This is a genomic window from Klebsiella sp. GN_Kp190, from assembly GCF_040061795.1.
GTDB classification, from domain to species: Bacteria; Pseudomonadota; Gammaproteobacteria; order Enterobacterales; family Enterobacteriaceae; genus Klebsiella; species Klebsiella michiganensis.
In genome coordinates, this window is record NZ_JBEAFN010000011.1 from 90,329 (window position 1) to 109,164 (window position 18,836).

At 57.5% G+C, this 18,836-nt stretch carries 17 protein-coding genes and 1 other RNA gene; 8 read left to right on the top strand and 10 right to left on the bottom strand.

What is annotated here, in order from left to right:
- Nucleotides 1–96: 96 nt before the first annotated feature.
- From gcvH to ABLU67_RS08700, 6 genes are all read right to left on the bottom strand, one after another.
- Nucleotides 97–486, bottom strand: coding sequence for a glycine cleavage system protein GcvH (gene gcvH / locus ABLU67_RS08675; protein ID WP_004854088.1), 390 nt, complete (start codon nt 484–486; stop codon nt 97–99).
- 22 nt (nt 487–508) lie between these two features.
- On the bottom strand, nt 509–1,603 hold the full coding sequence (gene gcvT, locus ABLU67_RS08680) for a glycine cleavage system aminomethyltransferase GcvT (protein ID WP_348852250.1): 1,095 nt from the start codon (nt 1,601–1,603) through the stop codon (nt 509–511).
- 421 nt (nt 1,604–2,024) lie between these two features.
- Nucleotides 2,025–3,227 (bottom strand): FAD-dependent 2-octaprenylphenol hydroxylase, encoded by a 1,203-nt coding sequence (gene ubiI, locus ABLU67_RS08685; protein WP_348852251.1) that lies wholly within the window; start codon nt 3,225–3,227, stop codon nt 2,025–2,027.
- Between the two features lie 10 nt (nt 3,228–3,237).
- A complete protein-coding gene (gene ubiH / locus ABLU67_RS08690) occupies nt 3,238–4,416 on the bottom strand; it encodes a 2-octaprenyl-6-methoxyphenyl hydroxylase (protein ID WP_049083217.1) in 1,179 nt (392 codons plus the stop codon).
- Complete coding sequence (pepP, locus tag ABLU67_RS08695; protein ID WP_224384831.1) at nt 4,413–5,729, bottom strand: Xaa-Pro aminopeptidase; 1,317 nt, start codon at nt 5,727–5,729, stop codon at nt 4,413–4,415. The genes ubiH and pepP overlap by 4 nt, the downstream gene beginning before the upstream one ends.
- A 28-nt stretch (nt 5,730–5,757) precedes the next feature.
- On the bottom strand, nt 5,758–6,336 hold the full coding sequence (locus tag ABLU67_RS08700; RefSeq protein WP_004133578.1) for a YecA family protein: 579 nt from the start codon (nt 6,334–6,336) through the stop codon (nt 5,758–5,760).
- A 165-nt stretch (nt 6,337–6,501) separates the two neighbouring features.
- On the opposite strand from ABLU67_RS08700, the gene zapA reads away from it, so the two are divergent.
- The 3 genes from zapA to ABLU67_RS08715 all read left to right on the top strand — a co-directional run bounded on the left by zapA (nt 6,502) and on the right by ABLU67_RS08715 (nt 7,753).
- Nucleotides 6,502–6,831, top strand: coding sequence for a cell division protein ZapA (zapA, locus tag ABLU67_RS08705; RefSeq protein ID WP_004105598.1), 330 nt, complete (start codon nt 6,502–6,504; stop codon nt 6,829–6,831).
- Nucleotides 6,832–6,872: 41 nt separating this feature from the next.
- A non-coding RNA gene (gene ssrS, locus ABLU67_RS08710) (6S RNA) lies at nt 6,873–7,056 on the top strand.
- Nucleotides 7,057–7,156: 100 nt separating this feature from the next.
- Nucleotides 7,157–7,753: a 5-formyltetrahydrofolate cyclo-ligase gene (locus ABLU67_RS08715; RefSeq protein ID WP_047722932.1), complete on the top strand. Its 597-nt coding sequence runs from the start codon at nt 7,157–7,159 to the stop codon at nt 7,751–7,753.
- Nucleotides 7,754–8,130: 377 nt separating this feature from the next.
- Here ABLU67_RS08715 and serA read toward each other — a convergent pair whose 3' ends face one another.
- Nucleotides 8,131–9,363 (bottom strand): phosphoglycerate dehydrogenase, encoded by a 1,233-nt coding sequence (gene serA / locus ABLU67_RS08720; RefSeq protein WP_004115297.1) that lies wholly within the window; start codon nt 9,361–9,363, stop codon nt 8,131–8,133.
- Nucleotides 9,364–9,632: 269 nt separating this feature from the next.
- Nucleotides 9,633–10,292 carry a ribose-5-phosphate isomerase RpiA gene (gene rpiA / locus ABLU67_RS08725; RefSeq protein WP_004125006.1) on the bottom strand — a complete coding sequence of 220 codons (660 nt, stop codon included), beginning with the start codon at nt 10,290–10,292 and terminating at the stop codon, nt 9,633–9,635.
- 169 nt (nt 10,293–10,461) lie between these two features.
- On the opposite strand from rpiA, the gene argP reads away from it, so the two are divergent.
- The 5 genes from argP (at nt 10,462) to ABLU67_RS08750 (ending at nt 16,973) form a co-directional block, all read left to right on the top strand.
- On the top strand, nt 10,462–11,355 hold the full coding sequence (gene argP / locus ABLU67_RS08730; protein ID WP_004105608.1) for a DNA-binding transcriptional regulator ArgP: 894 nt from the start codon (nt 10,462–10,464) through the stop codon (nt 11,353–11,355).
- Between the two features lie 198 nt (nt 11,356–11,553).
- Nucleotides 11,554–13,698 (top strand): methylmalonyl-CoA mutase, encoded by a 2,145-nt coding sequence (gene scpA, locus ABLU67_RS08735; protein WP_348852252.1) that lies wholly within the window; start codon nt 11,554–11,556, stop codon nt 13,696–13,698.
- A complete protein-coding gene (meaB, locus tag ABLU67_RS08740; RefSeq protein ID WP_186006421.1) occupies nt 13,691–14,686 on the top strand; it encodes a methylmalonyl Co-A mutase-associated GTPase MeaB in 996 nt (331 codons plus the stop codon). Before scpA ends, meaB begins: the two co-directional genes overlap by 8 nt.
- A gap of 10 nt (nt 14,687–14,696) precedes the next feature.
- Nucleotides 14,697–15,482, top strand: a complete 786-nt coding sequence (scpB, locus tag ABLU67_RS08745) for a methylmalonyl-CoA decarboxylase (protein WP_014226812.1) — start codon at nt 14,697–14,699, stop codon at nt 15,480–15,482.
- Between the two features lie 24 nt (nt 15,483–15,506).
- Nucleotides 15,507–16,973 carry an acetyl-CoA hydrolase/transferase family protein gene (locus ABLU67_RS08750; RefSeq protein WP_014226813.1) on the top strand — a complete coding sequence of 489 codons (1,467 nt, stop codon included), beginning with the start codon at nt 15,507–15,509 and terminating at the stop codon, nt 16,971–16,973.
- Here ABLU67_RS08750 and ABLU67_RS08755 read toward each other — a convergent pair.
- Complete coding sequence (locus ABLU67_RS08755; RefSeq protein ID WP_014226814.1) at nt 16,970–17,866, bottom strand: LysR family transcriptional regulator; 897 nt, start codon at nt 17,864–17,866, stop codon at nt 16,970–16,972. The two genes, ABLU67_RS08750 and ABLU67_RS08755, sit on opposite strands and share 4 nt — an antisense overlap.
- A 120-nt stretch (nt 17,867–17,986) precedes the next feature.
- Nucleotides 17,987–18,754: an oxidative stress defense protein gene (locus ABLU67_RS08760; RefSeq protein ID WP_025105958.1), complete on the bottom strand. Its 768-nt coding sequence runs from the start codon at nt 18,752–18,754 to the stop codon at nt 17,987–17,989.
- Nucleotides 18,755–18,836 lie beyond the last annotated feature (82 nt).

The window sequence follows — 18,836 nt, forward strand, 5'->3', positions numbered from 1 at the left end:
TTGCCCGGCGCGCACTGACGCTAACCGGGCCAGAAGACGCAAATCATTCGCGTTGCAGGAAGCCAACGCCCCTGCCACGTGAAGGATGAAGCGTATTTATTCGTCTTCTAACAGAGCTTCATATGCGGTCGCATCCAGCAGCGCGGCAACCTGAGCTTCATCGCTGGCTTTGATTTTAAAGATCCAGCCGCCGGCGTACGGCTCGCTGTTGACCAGCTCAGGGGAGTCGTTCAGCTCTTCATTGACGGCAACAATTTCGCCGCTAATCGGCGCGTAGATATCGGAAGCGGCTTTGACGGATTCGGCAACCGCGCAGTCGGCGCCCGCTTCTACGGCGGCGCCCACTTCCGGCAGGTCAACGAAAACCATATCGCCAAGCAGCTCCTGCGCGTGCTCGGTGATACCGACGGTATAGGTGCCGTCCGCTTCTTTACGCAGCCATTCGTGTTCTTTGCTGTATTTCAGTTCTGCTGGTACGTTGCTCATCAATTCATCTCCAAATGGGAAATCACACCACGGCTTTGCCGTTGCGTACAAAAACGGGTTTCGTCACTTTGACCGGCATTTCGCGATTGCGAATCTGCACCACGGCGGTTTCACCGATGCCTTCCGGTACGCGCGCTAAGGCAATACTGTAGCTCAGCGTCGGGGAGAAGGTGCCGCTGGTGATAATGCCTTCTTTCTGATTGCCATCGGCATCGCTGAAGCGCACCGGCAGGCCGCCGCGCAGAACGCCTTTCTCGGTCATCACCAGGCCGACCAGCTGTTCGGTGCCTTTTTCACGCTGGAGTTCCAGCGCTTCACGCCCGATAAAATCACGGTCAGCCGGTTCCCAGGCAATGGTCCAGCCCATGTTAGCCGCCAGCGGAGAGACGCCTTCGTCCATCTCCTGGCCATAAAGATTCATGCCCGCTTCCAGGCGCAGCGTATCGCGCGCGCCAAGGCCGCACGGCTTAACGCCCGCGTCCAGCAGGCCGCGCCAGAAATCCACCGCCTGCTCGTTCGGCAGCGCGATTTCATAACCCGCTTCACCGGTATAGCCGGTCGTCGCAATAAACAGATCGCCCGCCTGCACGCCAAAGAACGGCTTCATGCCTTCCACGGCCTGGCGCTGCGCGTCGGTAAACAGCGTCGCCGCTTTCTCTTTCGCCTTTGGACCCTGTACGGCGATCAGGGATAGATCGTCACGCACGGTTATCTCAAGACCATAGGAGTCAGACTGCTGGGTGATCCAGGCGAGGTCTTTTTCACGGGTGGCGGAGTTAACTACGAGGCGGAAATAGTCTTCAGAAAGGAAATAAACAATCAGGTCATCAATGACGCCGCCGGAGGCGGTCAGCATGCCGCTATAGAGCGCTTTGCCCGGCACGGTGAGCTTCGCCACGTCGTTAGCCAGCAGATAGCGCAGGAACTCGCGGATTCGGCTGCCGTGAAAATCGACGATGGTCATGTGCGACACATCGAACATTCCGGCATCACCGCGCACAGCATGATGCTCATCGATCTGGGATCCGTAATGCAGCGGCATCATCCAGCCATGGAAATCCACCATGCGCGCGCCGCATAGCGTGTGTTGTTCAAACAACGGAGTCTGTTGAGCCATCTTTTCCTCATCGAATAAAACGGAACCAGCCACGATTTTTGGCGTTTTTGCGCCGCGAAAAACGCCGCCAGCATCGCTAAAGGACGCCGACGCAAACGTTCTCTTTGGCCTGAACTTACCACCGATATCCGCACTAAACCATAAGTCTGGTCAGGACATCACATTAGCTTATGACCAAAATCAGCCGCAGAGCCTACAGAGTTTTTATCTACAATAAAGCGATTCAATCCGCACAAAACCAAACTAATTAGTTAAAAAAGCAGCGCATGATGATATTTTCTGCGAAATGACGGGCCTAATTTCTATAACAAAAAAAAGGTAACATTAATAAAACTAATGCGAAAAACGAGGTGAAATTAGATTATTTCAAATGAGAGGGGATAACCCGGCGCGGCGGCCGGGTGAGAGAAGTGTGACGTACTTAACGTAACCAGGCGGGCAGGTCGTTGAGCCCCATCGCTTGACGGATAAGCTGCGGCTTCACGCCGGGCAATGTATCCGCCAGCTTAAGACCGATATCGCGCAGCAGCTTCTTCGCCGGATTGTGGCCGGAGAACATGTCACGAAAGCCCTGCATCCCCGCCAGCATCAGCGCAGCGCTATGTTTACGGCTGCGTTCATAGCGACGCAGATACAGATGCTGGCCGATATCCTTGCCCTGCGCGTGCAGGCGCTTCAGTTCGTCGATCAGCTCGGCGGCATCCATAAAGCCAAGATTAACGCCCTGCCCCGCCAGCGGATGAATGGTATGGGCGGCATCGCCGACCAGCGCCAGACGATGGGCGGCAAACTGACGCGCATAGCGGCCGGTGAGCGGGAAGACCTGGCGCTCGCTCTCCACGGCGCATAAGCCGAGGCGGTTATCGAAGGCAATATTCAGCGCCTGGTTAAAAGCGGCATCGTCCGCCTGCCGCATCCGCTCAGCCTCTTCGGGAGAGAGCGACCAGACAATCGAGCAGAGGTGCGGATCGCTCAGCGGCAGAAACGCCAGAATCCCTTCGCCGTGGAACGCCTGACGCGCCACCGCTTCGTGCGGTTCTTCGGTGCGAATAGTGGCAACCAGCGCATGATGGTGATAATCCCAGTAGGTGAGCGGGATATCGGCTTTATTGCGCAACCATGAATTGGCCCCATCGGCGCCAACCACCAGCCGGGCGGTTAACATCGTGCCGTCCTGCAGGCTAAGAAAGGCCTCGTTCTCCCCCCACGCAACCTGCTGCAGCTCCGCCGGAGCCAGCAGAGTGACGTCCGCGCAGCGCTGCGCTTTTTGCCACAGGGCGTGGTGAACCACGGCGTTTTCAATAATATGCCCAAGGTGGCTAAAGCCCATGCTCTGGTCATCAAAGCTGATGCGGCCAAAACTGTCTTTATCCCACACTTCCATACCGTGGTAGCAGCTGGCGCGCTGGGCGATAATATCCTGCCAGACGCCCAGTTTGCTCAGCAGCTTCTCGCTGGCGGCGTTAACCGCCGACACCCGCAGCGCCGGCGGCGCATCCGCGCTTAACGGCTGAGGCGCGGCCTGTTCCAGCACCGCAACGCGCAGCCCGCTGCCCTGCAAACCGCAGGCAACCGCCAGCCCCACCATTCCACCGCCAACAATAGCGACATCAACACTTTGCACGTTTCACTCCTTAACGGGGAACCCAACCGAGGGTACGCTGCGCCAGCGCATCGCGCGCCGGGGTAAATAATTCCATCGCCATCAGGCCGACGTTGCGCCCCACCACCAGCGGCGCCCAGCGATTGGCGAACAGATGCACCAGCCCATCGGTCACGCCGACGGTGGCGGCTTTATCTGCGGCGCGTCGGGTCTGATAGCGGCTCAGAAGCGGATAGCCGCCCGGATCCTCTCCTTCTGCCTGCGCCTGCGCCAGCATTTCCGCCAGGCTCATGACGTCGCGCAGACCGAGGTTAAATCCCTGCCCGGCAATAGGATGCAGCGTTTGCGCCGCGTTGCCGACCAGCGCCAGCCGATGCGCAACCGTGCGGCTGGCTCGGGTGAGCGAGAGCGGATACACGCTGCGCTTTCCGGCGTGGACGATCCGCCCAAGACGCCAGCCGAATGCCTGCTGAAGCTCATGACGGAAGCGTTCGTCCGACCAGCTCAGCACCTCTTCACGCCGCGACTGCGGATGACACCACACCAGCGAGCAGCGGCCCTGCGACATGGGCAGCATCGCCAGCGGGCCGTGTGGGGTAAAGCGTTCAAACGCGCGCCCGCTATGCGGCTGCGCGGTACTGACGTTGGCGATAATCGCCAGCTGTTCATAGGGTTCCTGCTGCCAGCTGATACCACAGCGGGCCCCCAGCGTCGAGCGCGAGCCGTCGGCGGCGACCAGCAGTTTACCGCTGAGGGTTTCGCCGTTGTCCAGAACCAGGCTTACGCTCTCTTCGCTGCGGCTGACATTTTCCACCTTTGCCGGGCAGTGCAGCGTCACGCCAGGCGCCTTGCGCAGCTGCGCAAACAGGCGCTGGCCGACATCGTGCAGCTCAACCACCTGGCCCAGCGCCGCCAGCCCATACTCCTCAGCCTCGAGCGTCACAAACCCCGCGTGGCCGCGATCGCTGACGTGAACGCGCTGAATGGCCGTGGCGCAGTCGGCTATCTCTTGCCAGATATCCACGCGAGCCAGCTGCTGGCAGGTGCCGGCAGCCAGAGCGATGGCGCGGGCGTCAAAGCCCGGATGCTGCGCGGAATCCGGCGCAGATGCTTCAACCAGATGCACCGGCAGCGTACCGCCGGTCAGGCGAGATATCGCTAGCGCCAGCGTCGCGCCGGTCATTCCTCCGCCGACGATCAGGACGCTCATAGCTGGCGCGCCGCCGCCATCAGCGCCTCGATATCGTCCGCTTTTTTCACTACGCCGGCGGTGAGGTTCTCATTACCGTCTTCGGTAATGACGATATCGTCTTCAATACGAATGCCGATGCCGCGGTACTGGGCCGGCACGTCGGCATCCATCGCAATATACAGCCCCGGTTCAACGGTCAGCACCATTCCCGGCTCAAGAATACGCGAGCGGTCAACGTCATAGCTTCCGACATCATGCACGTCGAGCCCCAGCCAGTGGCTCAGGCCATGCATAAAGAAAGGACGATGGGCGTTATTGGCAATCAGCTCATCAATTTCACCTTTCAGGATCCCCAGACGCACGAGGCCGGTAATCATAATCCGCACCACCTGCTGGTTAACCTCTTTAATTGAGGTACCCGGGCGATAGAGCTTCAGCGAGGTTTCCAGAGATTCAAGGACGATATCGTAAATCTCGCGCTGGGCCGGGCTAAATTTGCCGTTAACCGGGAAAGTTCGGGTGATATCGCCCGCGTAGCCGCGGTATTCGCAGCCTGCGTCAATCAGCACCAGATCGCCGTCGCGCAGCTCGCACTCATTTTCGGTGTAGTGCAGGATGCAGCCATTTTCGCCGCCGCCCACGATGGTGTTATAAGAAGGAAAGCGCGCGCCGTGACGGTTGAATTCGTGAAGGATCTCGCCTTCCAGATGATATTCGAACATCCCGGGACGGCATTTTTCCATAGCGCGGGTGTGGGCCAGCGCGGAGATCTCCCCTGCGCGGCGCATGACCTCCAGCTCTTCTGCCGATTTAAACAGGCGCATCTCATGCACCATCGGCCGCCAGTCAATGACCGAGCCTGGCGCCTGCAGATTCTGCCGTACGCCTTTGCGCAGTTTTTCCAGCGCGTTAAACACGATGTCGTCGGCGTAGGCATATTCGCCCTGCGCAAAGTAGATAGCGTCGAGGCCGTTAAGGAGCTGGAACAGTTGCTGATTGATTTCACTAAATGCCAGCGCGCGATCGACGCCCAGCTTCGCGGGGGCAGCTTCCTGCCCGAGGCGGCGGCCAAACCAGATTTCAGCGGTCAGATCGCGCACGCGGTTAAACAACACGCTGTGGTTGTGCGTCTCATCGCTTTTAATCAATACCAACAGCGCTTCTGGCTCATTAAAGCCGGTGAAGTACCAAAAATCGCTGCTCTGCCGGTAGGGATATTCTGAATCTACGCTGCGTACCGCTTCCGGCGCGGCGAAAATGAGCGCTGCGCTGCCCGGCTGCATCTGCGCCAGTAGAGCCTGGCGACGAGAGAGAAATTCCTGCTGAGTCATGACGCCCCCTGAACGATTTAATGAATGATTAGTGTAGCGTCGGCTTTTGAACTTCCGGCGCAGTAGGTTTCTGAAGAGAGAAGGTGTCGTGGCACAGCAGCGCAGCAACGCGTACGTATTCGATAATCTCCTCCAGAGACATTTCGAGCTCTTCCTGATCCTCGTCTTCGTCATACCCGAGCTGAGCAATATTGCGCAGATCGTCGATGGCTTCACCCGTTTCGTCTTTGACTTTATCCAGCTTAGGCTGCGTCACGCCCAGCCCAAGCAGAAAATGGTTCACCCAACCCGCGAGCGCATCGGCGCGATCGAACACGCTCACCTCGTCGCCATCCGGCAGGTAGAGCTGGAATAAGAAACCGTCATCCTCCAGCGAGTCGCTGGTGGCGGAATGCATGTTACGCAGCGCCTGCGCCAGCTCGTGACCAAAAGCCAGGCCTTCGTTAGTCAGATCGTGCACCAACGGCTGCCAGCTGCTGTCTTTGTTGCCGCCGCACAGGATCCCGCTAATCAAACCGTGCATTTCGGCAGGGGTTAATCCTACCCCTTGTTGGTTCAGTAACTGGTCTACAGCGTTGTAGCCAGGCATTTCGTTCTGTATAGACATGCGCATTCGTCATCGTTGGGAGGAATATTCATGATATGCTACCACTTTGGACCCTGGTGAACCAGAATAGGGCTTGTATCTTAAAACCAGGGTAGCTATAGTGTCGCCCCTTCGCAGACCCTCCCAGGGCGTGAAGGCCGCGCAGTCAATCAGCAGGAAGGTGGCATGTCTGCACAACCCGTAGATCTCCAAATTTTTGGCCGTTCACTACGAGTGAATTGCCCGCCTGAACAAAGGGATGCCTTAAACCAGGCAGCTGACGACCTGAATCAGCGGTTGCAAGATTTAAAAGAACGCACTAGAGTCACAAATACTGAGCAGCTGGTCTTCATCGCCGCGTTGAACATCAGCTATGAGTTGACTCAGGAAAAAGCGAAAACCCGCGACTACGCCGCCAGCATGGAGCAGCGTATTCGGATGCTTCAGCAGACCATCGAACAAGCATTGCTTGAGCAAGGTCGCATAAGCGAAAGACCCGGGCAGAAGTTTGAATAACACTTTGCATTTAACTGTGTTAGAGTAATCGCAAGAACAAAATTTCTCTGAGATGTTTGCAAGCGGGCCAGTCCCCTGAGCCGATATTTCATACCACAAGAATGTGGCGCTCCACGGTTGGTGAGCATGCTCGGCCCGTCCGAGAAGCCTTAAAACTGTGACGACACATTCACCTTGAACCAAGGGTTCAAGGGTTACAGCCTGCGGCGGCATCTCGGAGATTCCCTTCTTTTTCGTTTCATCCCCCTAAGTTAATTTTCGGCTTTCGCCGCCGTGTATTAGACTACGCCTGTTGGTATCGTTTGCTCACCGATGAGACTCAGGTATGACCCTATTGTCAGATATCCCCTTTACCAGGCAGCAAATTCGTCAGCAGATCCGCCAGCGCCGACGCGCGTTAACGCCGGAGCAGCAAACCCAGTTCGCCCTCCAGGCGGCGGACAGAATGATGGCGTATCCGCCGGTTCTGCTCGCGCAGACGGTCGCGGTATTTCTTTCGTTTGATGGCGAGCTGGATACGCGGCCGCTGATTGATCAGCTCTGGCGGGCAGGCAAACGGGTCTATCTCCCCGTGCTTCATCCGTTCAGCCCCGGCAATCTTCTGTTTCTGCACTACCACCCAAGCAGCGATCTGGTGGTGAATCGTCTGAACATCCGCGAACCGAAGCTCGACGTGCGCGATGTCCTCCCGCTTAGCCAGCTGGATGTACTGGTAACGCCGCTGGTCGCGTTTGATGCCGCCGGACAGCGCCTGGGTATGGGCGGCGGATTTTACGACCGGACGCTGCAAAACTGGCGGCAGTATCGCCTGCAGCCGGTCGGCTACGCGCATGATTGCCAGCAGGTTGACGCGCTGCCGACGGAGCAGTGGGATATCCCGCTGCCAGCGGTCATCACGCCGTCAAAAACCTGGCTCTGGTAAAACGCCCGAACAATTGACATTGCTGTTTTTTTCACCTAAATTCCTGGGTAAAGGGTGAGGGAGGCGAACCTCCCTCCTGCATTCTCTCTGTTAATATGCTGGCCAGGCGATGATTAACAGGATAAGCAGCATGATGAAGAGTCTCATCATCGTCCCTTTCCTTTTAGAGCCCCTGCCTCGGTAGGGGCTTTCCCGTTTCAGCCCCACGCTGAGTCTTTATCGTAAATCCCTTTCTTTCAGGCACAACGACATCCGACGGTTTTAATCGTCGTTTGCGGCAAGCCTCGCAAAGCGTTTGGGTGGCGACGGGAAATTGCAGAAGGGTCTATCAGGAGAAAAGGGGCAGGTCGATGACCTGCCCGCTGGCATAAAAGGAGTTAGAACAGCAGACGGGCGCGGATGGTGCCAGGAATAGCCTTCATCGCCTGCAGCGCGCTCTGGGCGACATCTTCTTCGGCTTCAATATCAATGACCACGTAGCCCATTTGCGGAGTGGTTTGCAGATACTGCGCCGCGATGTTAATGCCCTGCGCGGCGAAAATCTGGTTAATCGCGGTCAGAACGCCCGGACGGTTTTCATGGATATGCAGCAGACGGCGCCCGCCGTGCAGCGGCAGCGACACTTCCGGGAAGTTAACCGCCGAGAGCGTAGAACCGTTATCGGAGTATTTCGCCAGCTTGCCCGCCACTTCCAGACCGATGTTTTCCTGCGCTTCCTGAGTTGAGCCGCCAATGTGCGGGGTCAGGATAACGTTGTCGAACTCACAGAGCGGAGAGTTGAACGGATCGCTGTTGGTCGCCGGCTCGGTCGGGAAGACGTCGATCGCCGCGCCCGCCAGGTGCTTGCTCGCCAGCGCATCGCACAGCGCCGGGATATCCACCACGGTGCCGCGAGAGGCGTTGATCAGCAGCGCGCCGGGTTTCATCAGCGCCAGCTCTTCCGCGCCAATCATGTTCTTCGTGGAGGCGTTTTCCGGCACGTGCAGGCTCACCACATCGCTCATGTTCAACAAATCAGAAAGATGCTGGACCTGAGTCGCGTTACCTAACGGCAGCTTGCTTTCAATATCGTAGAAATAGACATGCATCCCCAGCGATTCGGCCAGAATACCCAGCTGCGTGCCGATATGACCATAGCCGATAATACCCAGCTTTTTGCCGCGCGCTTCAAAGCTGCCGACCGCCAGCTTGTTCCATACGCCGCGGTGCGCTTTGGCATTTGCCGCCGGTACGCCGCGGAGCATAAGCAGCAGTTCGCCGATCACCAGTTCAGCAACGGAACGGGTATTGGAGAACGGGGCGTTAAACACCGGGATACCGCGTTTCGCCGCCGCGTTTAAATCAACCTGATTGGTACCGATACAGAAGCAGCCAACCGCGACCAGCTTCTCCGCCGCCGCGAAGATCTCTTCAGTCAGATGAGTACGGGAACGCAGGCCGATGAAATGGGCATCACGGATGGACGCTTTCAGCTCTTCGCTATCCAGCGCGCCTTTATGAAATTCGATATTGGTGTAGCCCGCTGCGCGAAGGCTGTCCACCGCTTTTTGGTGCACACCTTCAACCAGCAGAAATTTAATCTTGTCTTTTTCCAGTGATACCTTAGCCATTTCCCCGTCCTGTTTTTGTCTTAACTGATGTCGTGCGGAACGAAAGTTCTTCTCAGCAACATATCAAAAAAAACTATTGCGGCAATATGAACGTTTGCGTCGGCAACCTGAAGAAATATCAATCAGCGGGAAATAGCAGGACAAAACACCAGAAAGTAAAAGAAAGGTAGATTGTTACTAAGACAAGGCGCATAAATGTGACAGAAGTCACCAAAATAGGCCTGGAGAAAAAATATTTGCGAGGGAGCGATTCGCTCCCTCGGATCAGACTATTTAGTGATAGTTTTTACACCATCAGCGGTGCCAATCAGCGCAACGTCCGCACCGCGATTCGCAAACAGGCCGACGGTCACGACGCCCGGAATACCGTTAATGGTATTTTCCAGCGCAATAGCGTCCAGAATTTCCAGACCAAACACATCGAGGATCACGTTGCCGTTATCGGTCACGACGCCCTGACGATACTCCGGACGGCCGCCCAGCTTAACCAGCTGACGCGCCACGGCGCTGCGCGCCATCGGGATCACCTCCACCGGCAGCGGGAATTTACCCAGAATATCCACCTGCTTGGAAGCATCGGCGATACAGATAAATTTGTCGGCGACCGAAGCGATAATTTTCTCACGCGTCAGCGCTGCGCCACCGCCCTTGATCATCTGCATATGGCCGTTGATTTCATCTGCGCCGTCCACGTAAATACCAAGACGATCAACGCTGTTCAGATCAAAAACCGTGATACCGAGGCTTTTCAGTTTTTCAGTAGAGGCATCAGAGCTGGAAACCGCCCCTTCTATTTGCCCTTTCATGGTACCCAGCGCATCGATAAAGTGCGCCGCCGTCGAGCCCGTACCGACCCCAACGATAGTGCCCGGTTGTACATACTGCAGTGCCGCCCAGCCTACCGCTTTTTTCAGTTCATCTTGCGTCATGATTATGGTCCGAGATGTGAATTCCTGAGGCGCATTATAGAACATCAGGGGGGTCATTGTCCCTGCGACGGCGATCACACAACGCGGTCGCCAATTTTTCATCTTCATCAAAAACAAATTTATGTCATAGTGCGAGTTAACGAAAAGTATTAGGGGGCACGCCAGAGCAATGAAACGACCGGACTACAGAACACTACAGGCGCTGGACGCGGTAATCAGGGAACGAGGGTTTGAGCGCGCCGCGCAGAAGCTTTGTATTACGCAGTCCGCCGTCTCTCAGCGCATCAAACAGCTGGAAAACATGTTTGGACAACCGCTGCTGGTGCGAACCGTACCGCCGCGTCCCACCGAACAGGGGCAAAAGCTGCTGGCCCTGCTGCGTCAGGTCGAACTGCTGGAAGAGGAGTGGCTGGGCGATGAACAAACCGGCTCCACGCCGCTGCTGCTATCGCTGGCGGTCAACGCCGACAGCCTGGCCACCTGGCTGCTGCCCGCGCTCTCCAGCGTGCTTTCCGACTCCCCTATTCGGCTGAACCTGCAGGTGGAAGACGAGACCCGGACCCAGGAACGCCTGCGCCGCGGAGAAGTGGTCGGCGCGGTCAGTATTCAGCCGCAGGCGCTGCCCAGCTGCCTGGTCGATCAGCTCGGCGCCCTCGACTACCTGTTCGTCGCCTCGAAGGAGTTTGCCCAGCGCTATTTCCCCAACGGGGTGACCCGCTCGGCGCTGCTGAAAGCGCCGGTGGTGGCATTCGATCATCTCGATGATATGCACCAGGCCTTTTTGCAGCAGAACTTCGATTTGCCGCCGGGCAGCGTGCCCTGCCATATCGTGAACTCCTCGGAAGCCTTTGTGCAGCTGGCCCGTCAGGGAACAACCTGCTGTATGATCCCGCATCTGCAAATTGAGAGAGAGCTGAACAGCGGCGAACTGATTAACCTCACGCCGGGCCTGTTCCAGCGCCGGATGCTCTACTGGCACCGTTTTGCCCCGGAAAGCCGCATGATGCGCCGGGTGACCGATGCGCTAATCGATTACGGCCACAAGGTGTTGAGACAAGATTAACCCCCGCAAGCAGGCCGGCGCCGTCCGGCCTGTATGACCCACCTTCTCCTGTTCATATCTTTGAAATACATCACAAAATAAAACATTTCATGCGGCAAAAAACGACGCATCGATGGCTATTTTTTGCTGGCGACAGGGGCGATGAAAAAGCTCACCGTATTCGCAATATCCCATTTCATTGCGCATACGGAGCACAACATGTCAGAGTTACGGGAGTGGCAAACGCTCGCCAACAAAGAGCTCAGCCGGCGGGAAAAAACCGTCGATGCCCTGGTAAAACAGACGGCAGAGGGCATTGACGTTAAGCCGCTGTATACCGAAGCCGATCTTGATAATCTGGAAGTGACCGGCACCCTACCCGGCCTGCCGCCTTTCGTTCGCGGCCCGCGCGCCACCATGTACACCGCACAGCCGTGGACCATCCGCCAGTACGCCGGTTTCTCCACCGCCAAAGAGTCCAACGCTTTCTATCGCCGCAACCTCGCCGCGGGGCAGAAAGGGCTTTCCGTCGCCTTCGACCTCGCGACCCACCGGGGCTATGACTCCGATAACCCGCGCGTGGCGGGCGACGTGGGGAAAGCCGGCGTGGCGATCGATACCGTCGAAGACATGAAGATTTTATTCGATCGGATCCCGCTGGATAAGATGTCCGTATCGATGACCATGAACGGTGCGGTGCTGCCGATAATGGCGTTTTATATCGTCGCGGCGGAAGAACAAGGGGTTGCGCCTGAACAGCTCACCGGCACGATCCAGAACGATATTCTGAAAGAGTACCTGTGCCGGAATACCTATATTTACCCGCCAAAGCCCTCAATGCGCATTATTGCCGACATCATTGCCTGGTGTTCGGGCAACATGCCGCGCTTTAACACCATCAGCATCAGCGGCTACCACATGGGCGAAGCCGGAGCCAATTGCGTTCAGCAGGTGGCCTTTACCCTGGCCGACGGTATCGAATACATCAAGGCCGCGCTCTCCGCCGGACTGAAAATCGATGACTTCGCCCCGCGCCTGTCGTTTTTCTTCGGCATCGGTATGGATCTGTTTATGAACGTCGCGATGCTGCGCGCCGCACGCTACCTGTGGAGCGAAGCGGTAAGCGGCTTCGGCGCCACCAATCCGAAATCCTTAGCCCTGCGCACCCACTGCCAGACCTCCGGCTGGAGCCTAACCGAGCAGGATCCGTATAACAACGTAATCCGCACCACTATCGAAGCGCTCGGCGCCACGCTCGGCGGCACCCAGTCGCTGCACACCAACGCTTTCGACGAGGCGCTTGGCCTGCCCACCGACTTTTCCGCCCGTATCGCGCGTAATACGCAGATCATCATCCAGGAGGAGTCAGAGATCTGCCGCACCGTAGACCCGCTGGCCGGATCGTACTACCTCGAATCGCTGACCGATCAAGTCGTTAAGCAGGCGCGGGCCATTATGCAGCAGATCGACGACGCGGGCGGAATGGCGAAGGCGATCGAGGCCGGACTGCCGAAACGGATGATCGAAGAGGCCTCCGCCCGTGAACAATCGCTGATCGACCAGGGCAAGCGCGTCATCGTCGGCGTCAATAAGTACAAGCTGGAAAAAGAAGATGAAACGGCGGTACTGGAGATCGACAACGTCAAGGTGCGCAACGAACAGATCGCCTCGCTGAAAAAAATTCGCGCCAGTCGGGACGACGTGACGGTAAAAGCCGCGCTGAACGCCCTCACCCACGCCGCGCAGCATGGTGAAAACCTGCTGGCCGCCGCCATCAACGCCGCCCGCGTCCGCGCCACGCTGGGCGAAATTTCCGACGCGCTGGAGGCGGCGTTTGACCGCTACCTGGTGCCCAGCCAGTGCGTCACCGGCGTGATTGCGCAAAGCTACCACCAGTCAGACAAAGCCGCCGGCGAGTTCGACGCTATTGTTGCGCAAACCGAAAAATTCCTCGCGGAACGCGGCCGCCGCCCGCGCATTCTGATCGCCAAAATGGGTCAGGATGGTCACGATCGCGGGGCCAAAGTGATCGCCAGCGCCTATTCCGATCTCGGCTTCGACGTTGACCTGAGCCCGATGTTTTCCACGCCAGAAGAGATCGCCCGCCTGGCGGTGGAAAACGACGTGCACGTGGTGGGCGCCTCCTCGCTGGCGGCAGGCCACAAAACCCTGATCCCCGAGCTGATCGATGCCCTGAAAAAATGGGGGCGGGAAGATATCTGCGTCATCGCCGGCGGCGTCATCCCGCCGCAGGATTACGCCTTTCTGCAGGCGCGCGGCGTGGCCGCCATTTACGGCCCCGGTACGCCGATGCTGGAGAGCGTACGCGACGTCCTGATGAGGATTAGCCAATATCATGATTAACCACGCCACGCTGACGGACGCCGTGCGGCGACTACGCCTGGGCGAGCGGGCCACGCTCGCCCAGGCCATGACGCTGGTGGAGAGCCAGCATCCCCGCCATCAGGCGCTAAGCGCACAGCTGCTGGATGCCATTATGCCCTTCACCGGCAACGCCCTGCGCCTCGGCGTCACCGGCACGCCGGGGGCCGGAAAAAGCACTTTTCTGGAAGCTTTCGGCATGCTGCTGATTCGCCACGGCCTGCGGGTCGCGGTGATAGCGGTCGATCCGAGCAGCCCGGTCAGCGGCGGCAGCATTCTTGGCGACAAGACGCGCATGATCGAACTGGCGCGATCGGATTCGGCCTTTATTCGCCCGGTGCCCTCCAGCGGCCATCTGGGCGGCACCAGCCTGCGCGCGCGGGAGCTGATACTGCTGTGCGAAGCGGCGGGCTATGACGCGGTGATTGTCGAAACCGTCGGCGTCGGCCAGTCGGAAACGGAGGTCTCCCGGCTGGTGGACTGCTTTATCTCGCTGCAGATCGCCGGCGGCGGTGACGATCTGCAGGGCATTAAGAAGGGGATTATGGAGATGGCGGATATCGTGGTTATCAATAAAGATGATGGCGAGAACCGCGCCAGGGTGGCAATCACCCGTCATATGTATGAATCCGCCCTGCATATTCTGCGCCGCAAGCACGCCGCGTGGCAGCCGCGCGTTTTGAGCTGTAGCGCGCTGGAGCAGCGCGGCATCGAAGCCGTCTGGCTCGCAATTCTTGACTTCAAAACCACCCTCACCGACAGCGGCGATCTGGAAAAACTGCGCCAGCGCCAGGCGCTGGAGTGGCTGCAAAAGCAGGCCGAAACCGAGGCGCTGCACCTGCTGTTTGCCCGAACCGACTTTGCACGCTACTTCCAGCAAACGCTACAGGCGGTGAAAAACAACGGCCTCTCGCCGCGCACCGGCCTGCGGCAGATTAGCGAATTCCTCCAGAATCATTACTTTGCGTAAAAGGATATTTATGTCTTATCAATATGTTAATGTCGAAATTATCCGTAAGGTTGCGGTGATTGAGTTCAACTATAGCCGCAAGCTCAACGCCTTAAGCAAGGTGTTTATCGACGATCTGATGCAGGCGCTGAGCGACCTCAACCGGCCGGAAATTCGCTGCGTCATTTTACGCGCGCCCGGGGGAGCAAAGGTTTTCTCCGCCGGCCATGACATCCACGAATTGCCCGGCGGGCGCCGCGATCCGCTCTCGTATGACGATCCGCTGCGTCAGATCACCCGTATGATCCAAAAGTATCCGAAACCGGTGATCTCCATGGTCGAAGGCAGCGTCTGGGGCGGCGCGTTTGAGATGATCATGAGCTCCGATCTGATCATCGCCGCCAGCACGTCCACGTTCTCTATGACGCCGGTGAATCTCGGCGTGCCCTACAACCTGGTCGGCATTCACAATCTGACCCGCGACGCCGGCTTTCATATCGTGAAAGAGCTGATTTTCACCGCCCTGCCGATTACCGCCCAGCGCGCGCTGGCGGTCGGTATTCTCAATCACGTGGTGGACGCCGACGAACTGGAAGATTTTACCTTGCAGATGGCGCACCACATCTCCGAGAAAGCGCCGCTGGCGATCGCGGTCATTAAGGAAGAGCTGCGCGTGCTTGGCGAAGCCCACACCATGAATTCCGATGAGTTCGAACGTATTCAGGGAATGCGTCGCGCCGTCTACGACAGCGTGGATTATCAGGAAGGCATGAGCGCGTTTATGGAAAAGCGTAAACCTGAGTTCGTCGGCCATTAATCACGCCGGATTAAGGAGTATAAAATGAAACGGATGAGCGCCGATGAAGCGGCGGAGATTATCCAGCACGACCAGATGGTGGCGTTCAGCGGATTCACGCCCGCCGGTTCGCCTAAAGCGCTGCCCGCGGCCATCGCTCGCCGCGCTGATGAATTACATCGGGCGCAGAAGCCTTTTCAGATCCGCTTGCTGACCGGCGCCTCCATCAGCGCCGCCGCCGATGATGCGCTATCGGCAGCCGATGCCGTCTCGTGGCGCGCGCCGTATCAGACCGCCTCCGGACTGCGGCAAAAAATCAACCAGGGGCAGGTGAAGTTTGTCGATCTGCACCTGAGCGAAGTGGCGCAAATGGTCAACTATGGGTTCTTTGGCGAGATTGATGTCGCGGTGATCGAAGCTTCGGCTATCGCGCCGGACGGACGGGTCTGGCTCACCAGCGGTATCGGCAACGCGCCAACCTGGCTGCTGCGGGCGAAGAAAGTGATCATTGAGCTGAATCACTACCACAGCCCGCGGGTTGCCGAGCTGGCCGATATCGTGATCCCCGGCGCCCCGCCGCGGCGCAACAGCATCGCCATCTTTCATGCGATGGATCGCGTGGGCAGCCGGTACGTGCAAATCGATCCGAAAAAGATTGTCGCTGTGGTGGAGACCGAGCTGCCCGACGCCGGAAACGTTCTGGATAACAATAATCCGGTTTGTCAGAAAATTGCCGATAACGTGGTCACCTTTCTGCTGGAAGAGATGGCTCGCGGACGCATCCCGCCTGAATTTCTGCCGCTGCAAAGCGGCGTGGGCAATATCAACAACGCGGTCATGGCGCGGCTGGGCGAAAATCCGGATATCCCGGCTTTTATGATGTACTCGGAAGTTTTACAAGAGTCGGTGGTTCATCTGCTGGAAACGGGGAAAATCACCGGCGTTAGCGCCTCCAGCCTGACGATATCCGCCGGTTCGTTGCGCAAGATTTACGACAATATGGATTTCTTCGCCAGCCGCATTGTCCTGCGCCCGCAGGAGATCTCCAATCATCCGGAAATTATCCGCCGTCTGGGGGTTATCGCCCTCAACGTGGGGCTGGAGTTTGATATCTACGGTCACGCCAACTCGACGCACGTAGCCGGGGTGAATCTGATGAACGGCATCGGCGGCAGCGGCGATTTTGAACGCAACGCCTGGCTCTCTATCTTTATGGCGCCGTCCATCGCCAAGGACGGGAAGATCTCCACCATCGTGCCGATGTGCAGCCATGTCGATCACAGCGAGCACAGCGTGAAGGCGATCGTTACCGAGCAGGGTATCGCCGATCTGCGCGGGCTATCGCCGCTGCAGCGCGCCCGCGCCATCATTGATAACTGCGCGCATCCGCTCTACCGGGACTATTTACATCGCTATCTGGAGAGCGCTCCCGGCGGTCATATTCACCACGACCTCGCCCACGCCTTCGACCTGCATCGTAATCTGCTTGAGCACGGTTCAATGCTCGGCTAGCCCTCCGCGCCGTCGCGATCTTCAGTAATGTGCTGAAGCATCGTGGCGGTATAGCGATGATTTTTCAGCGAATAGAGATACTCCTGCATATACATCGCGCTGCCGGGCGCGTCGAAGTACTTCAGCTTCGCCGGATTCACCAGACGCCAGGCGAAGTAAGGAATAACCGTCAAAAACTGCCCGCGCTCTACGGCGCTAATTTTGGCCATAAAGCTGTAGGGACGATAGATAATCGTCGGGTTGATCCCGCTGGGGCGCATATACGCGTCCAGCATCGCCTCAAAATTGGCCCGGTTCTGGAAACGCATCTGCAGCCAGGGCAGCTCACGTAACAGATCCTGCGGCGGCTTATCTTCATAACGGCGGGAAACAAGAAACCCCAGACGCAGCGGCGCCAGTTCGCTAATGGTCAAATTTTCCAGCTCCTGCACGCGGGGCGAAACATGCTGCGGCGAGATAATAAAATCCAGCTGGCGATCGAACAGGTTATCAATCACGCCATTCTCGCTGAACTCCACGGCCTGGGTGGTTACGCCATCGTATTTATCGCCCAGGCTGATGAGCTGATCGAAAATAATCGTTGGATAGGTATTGTCGATGCCGATAACGATGTTGCGCGAGCGGTGCGCGGAATAGTGAATTTCGTTATCGATGGCCGATAAGCGCTGATAAATGGGAAACAGCTTCTGATAGAGCTCCTGCCCCGCTTTATTGAGGCTGATGCTGTTATCTTTACGGGTAAATAGCGTATAGCCGATCTGATCCTCCAGCGCAGCGATGCTCTTGCCGAAGGGAGACGCGGTCATATGAATTTTTTCCGCCGCTCTGGCAATATTATTGGTCTGCGCCAGCAGAATGAAATTGCGCATCTTTTTCGAAATAAAGATATCCATGCTCACCTCATCGTAGAACAGGGATATATCCTTACCTTATTCAGGGAAAAGACTTTTGTCGCGCTCTCAATTTTACAGATAGTGACAGAAAAAGCCCGGCGCTAAGGCCGGGCGACAGGATTACTGCGCGGCTTTGGGTTCTTCAGCGGGTTTCGCCGGTTCCGCAGGTGCTGGCGCAGGCTGGGTCGGCTGCAGCTCAAACACCACGTCCACCTGGTCATCAAACTGAATGGTCGCCTGCTCGTAGGTTTCCTGAGCAGAAACCGGCGCCGCATCGGCTTTCATCATCCGCACCATCGGGCTCGGTTGGTAGTTGGAGACATGATAGCGAACGCTGTAGACGGGCCCCAGTTTGCCGTGGAACCCGGTAGCCAGCTCCTGAGCCTGGTGAATGGCATCATCAATCGCCGCTTTACGCGCTTTATCTTTATAAGCGTCCGGCTGCGCCACGCCCAGTGAAACCGAACGGATCTCATTCAGGCCGGCTTTAAGCGCCCCATCTAACAGACCGTTGAGCTTATCCAGCTGGCGCAGCGTCACTTCAACGCTACGCACCGCGCGGTAGCCCTTAAGAATGCTTTTACCGTTCTGATAGTCGTAATCAGGCTGGGTACGCAGGTTAGCTGAGTTAATGTCTTTCTTCGCAATGCCGCTCTTCTCCAGGAAGGAGAGATACTGGGCCACGCGCTCATCGGCCTGTTTTTTAGCGGATGCCGCGTCTTTCGCGGAGACGTTTACTTCAATCGCCAGCGTAGCGATATCAGGAACCGCAGCGACGCTGGCGGTACCTGAAGTGACGATATGTGGGCCGTTTGGCAACTCATTTGCCTGAACCGCCATTGCGCTAAATCCGAGTGCCGCCGCCAGGGCCATGACTTTTAACTTCACTGTCGTTTCTCCATCTTACATTGGTCGTCTATACGCAGACGCATGCCTGCAAGCTTAGCGCGTACGCGGAGAAAGTCCATCG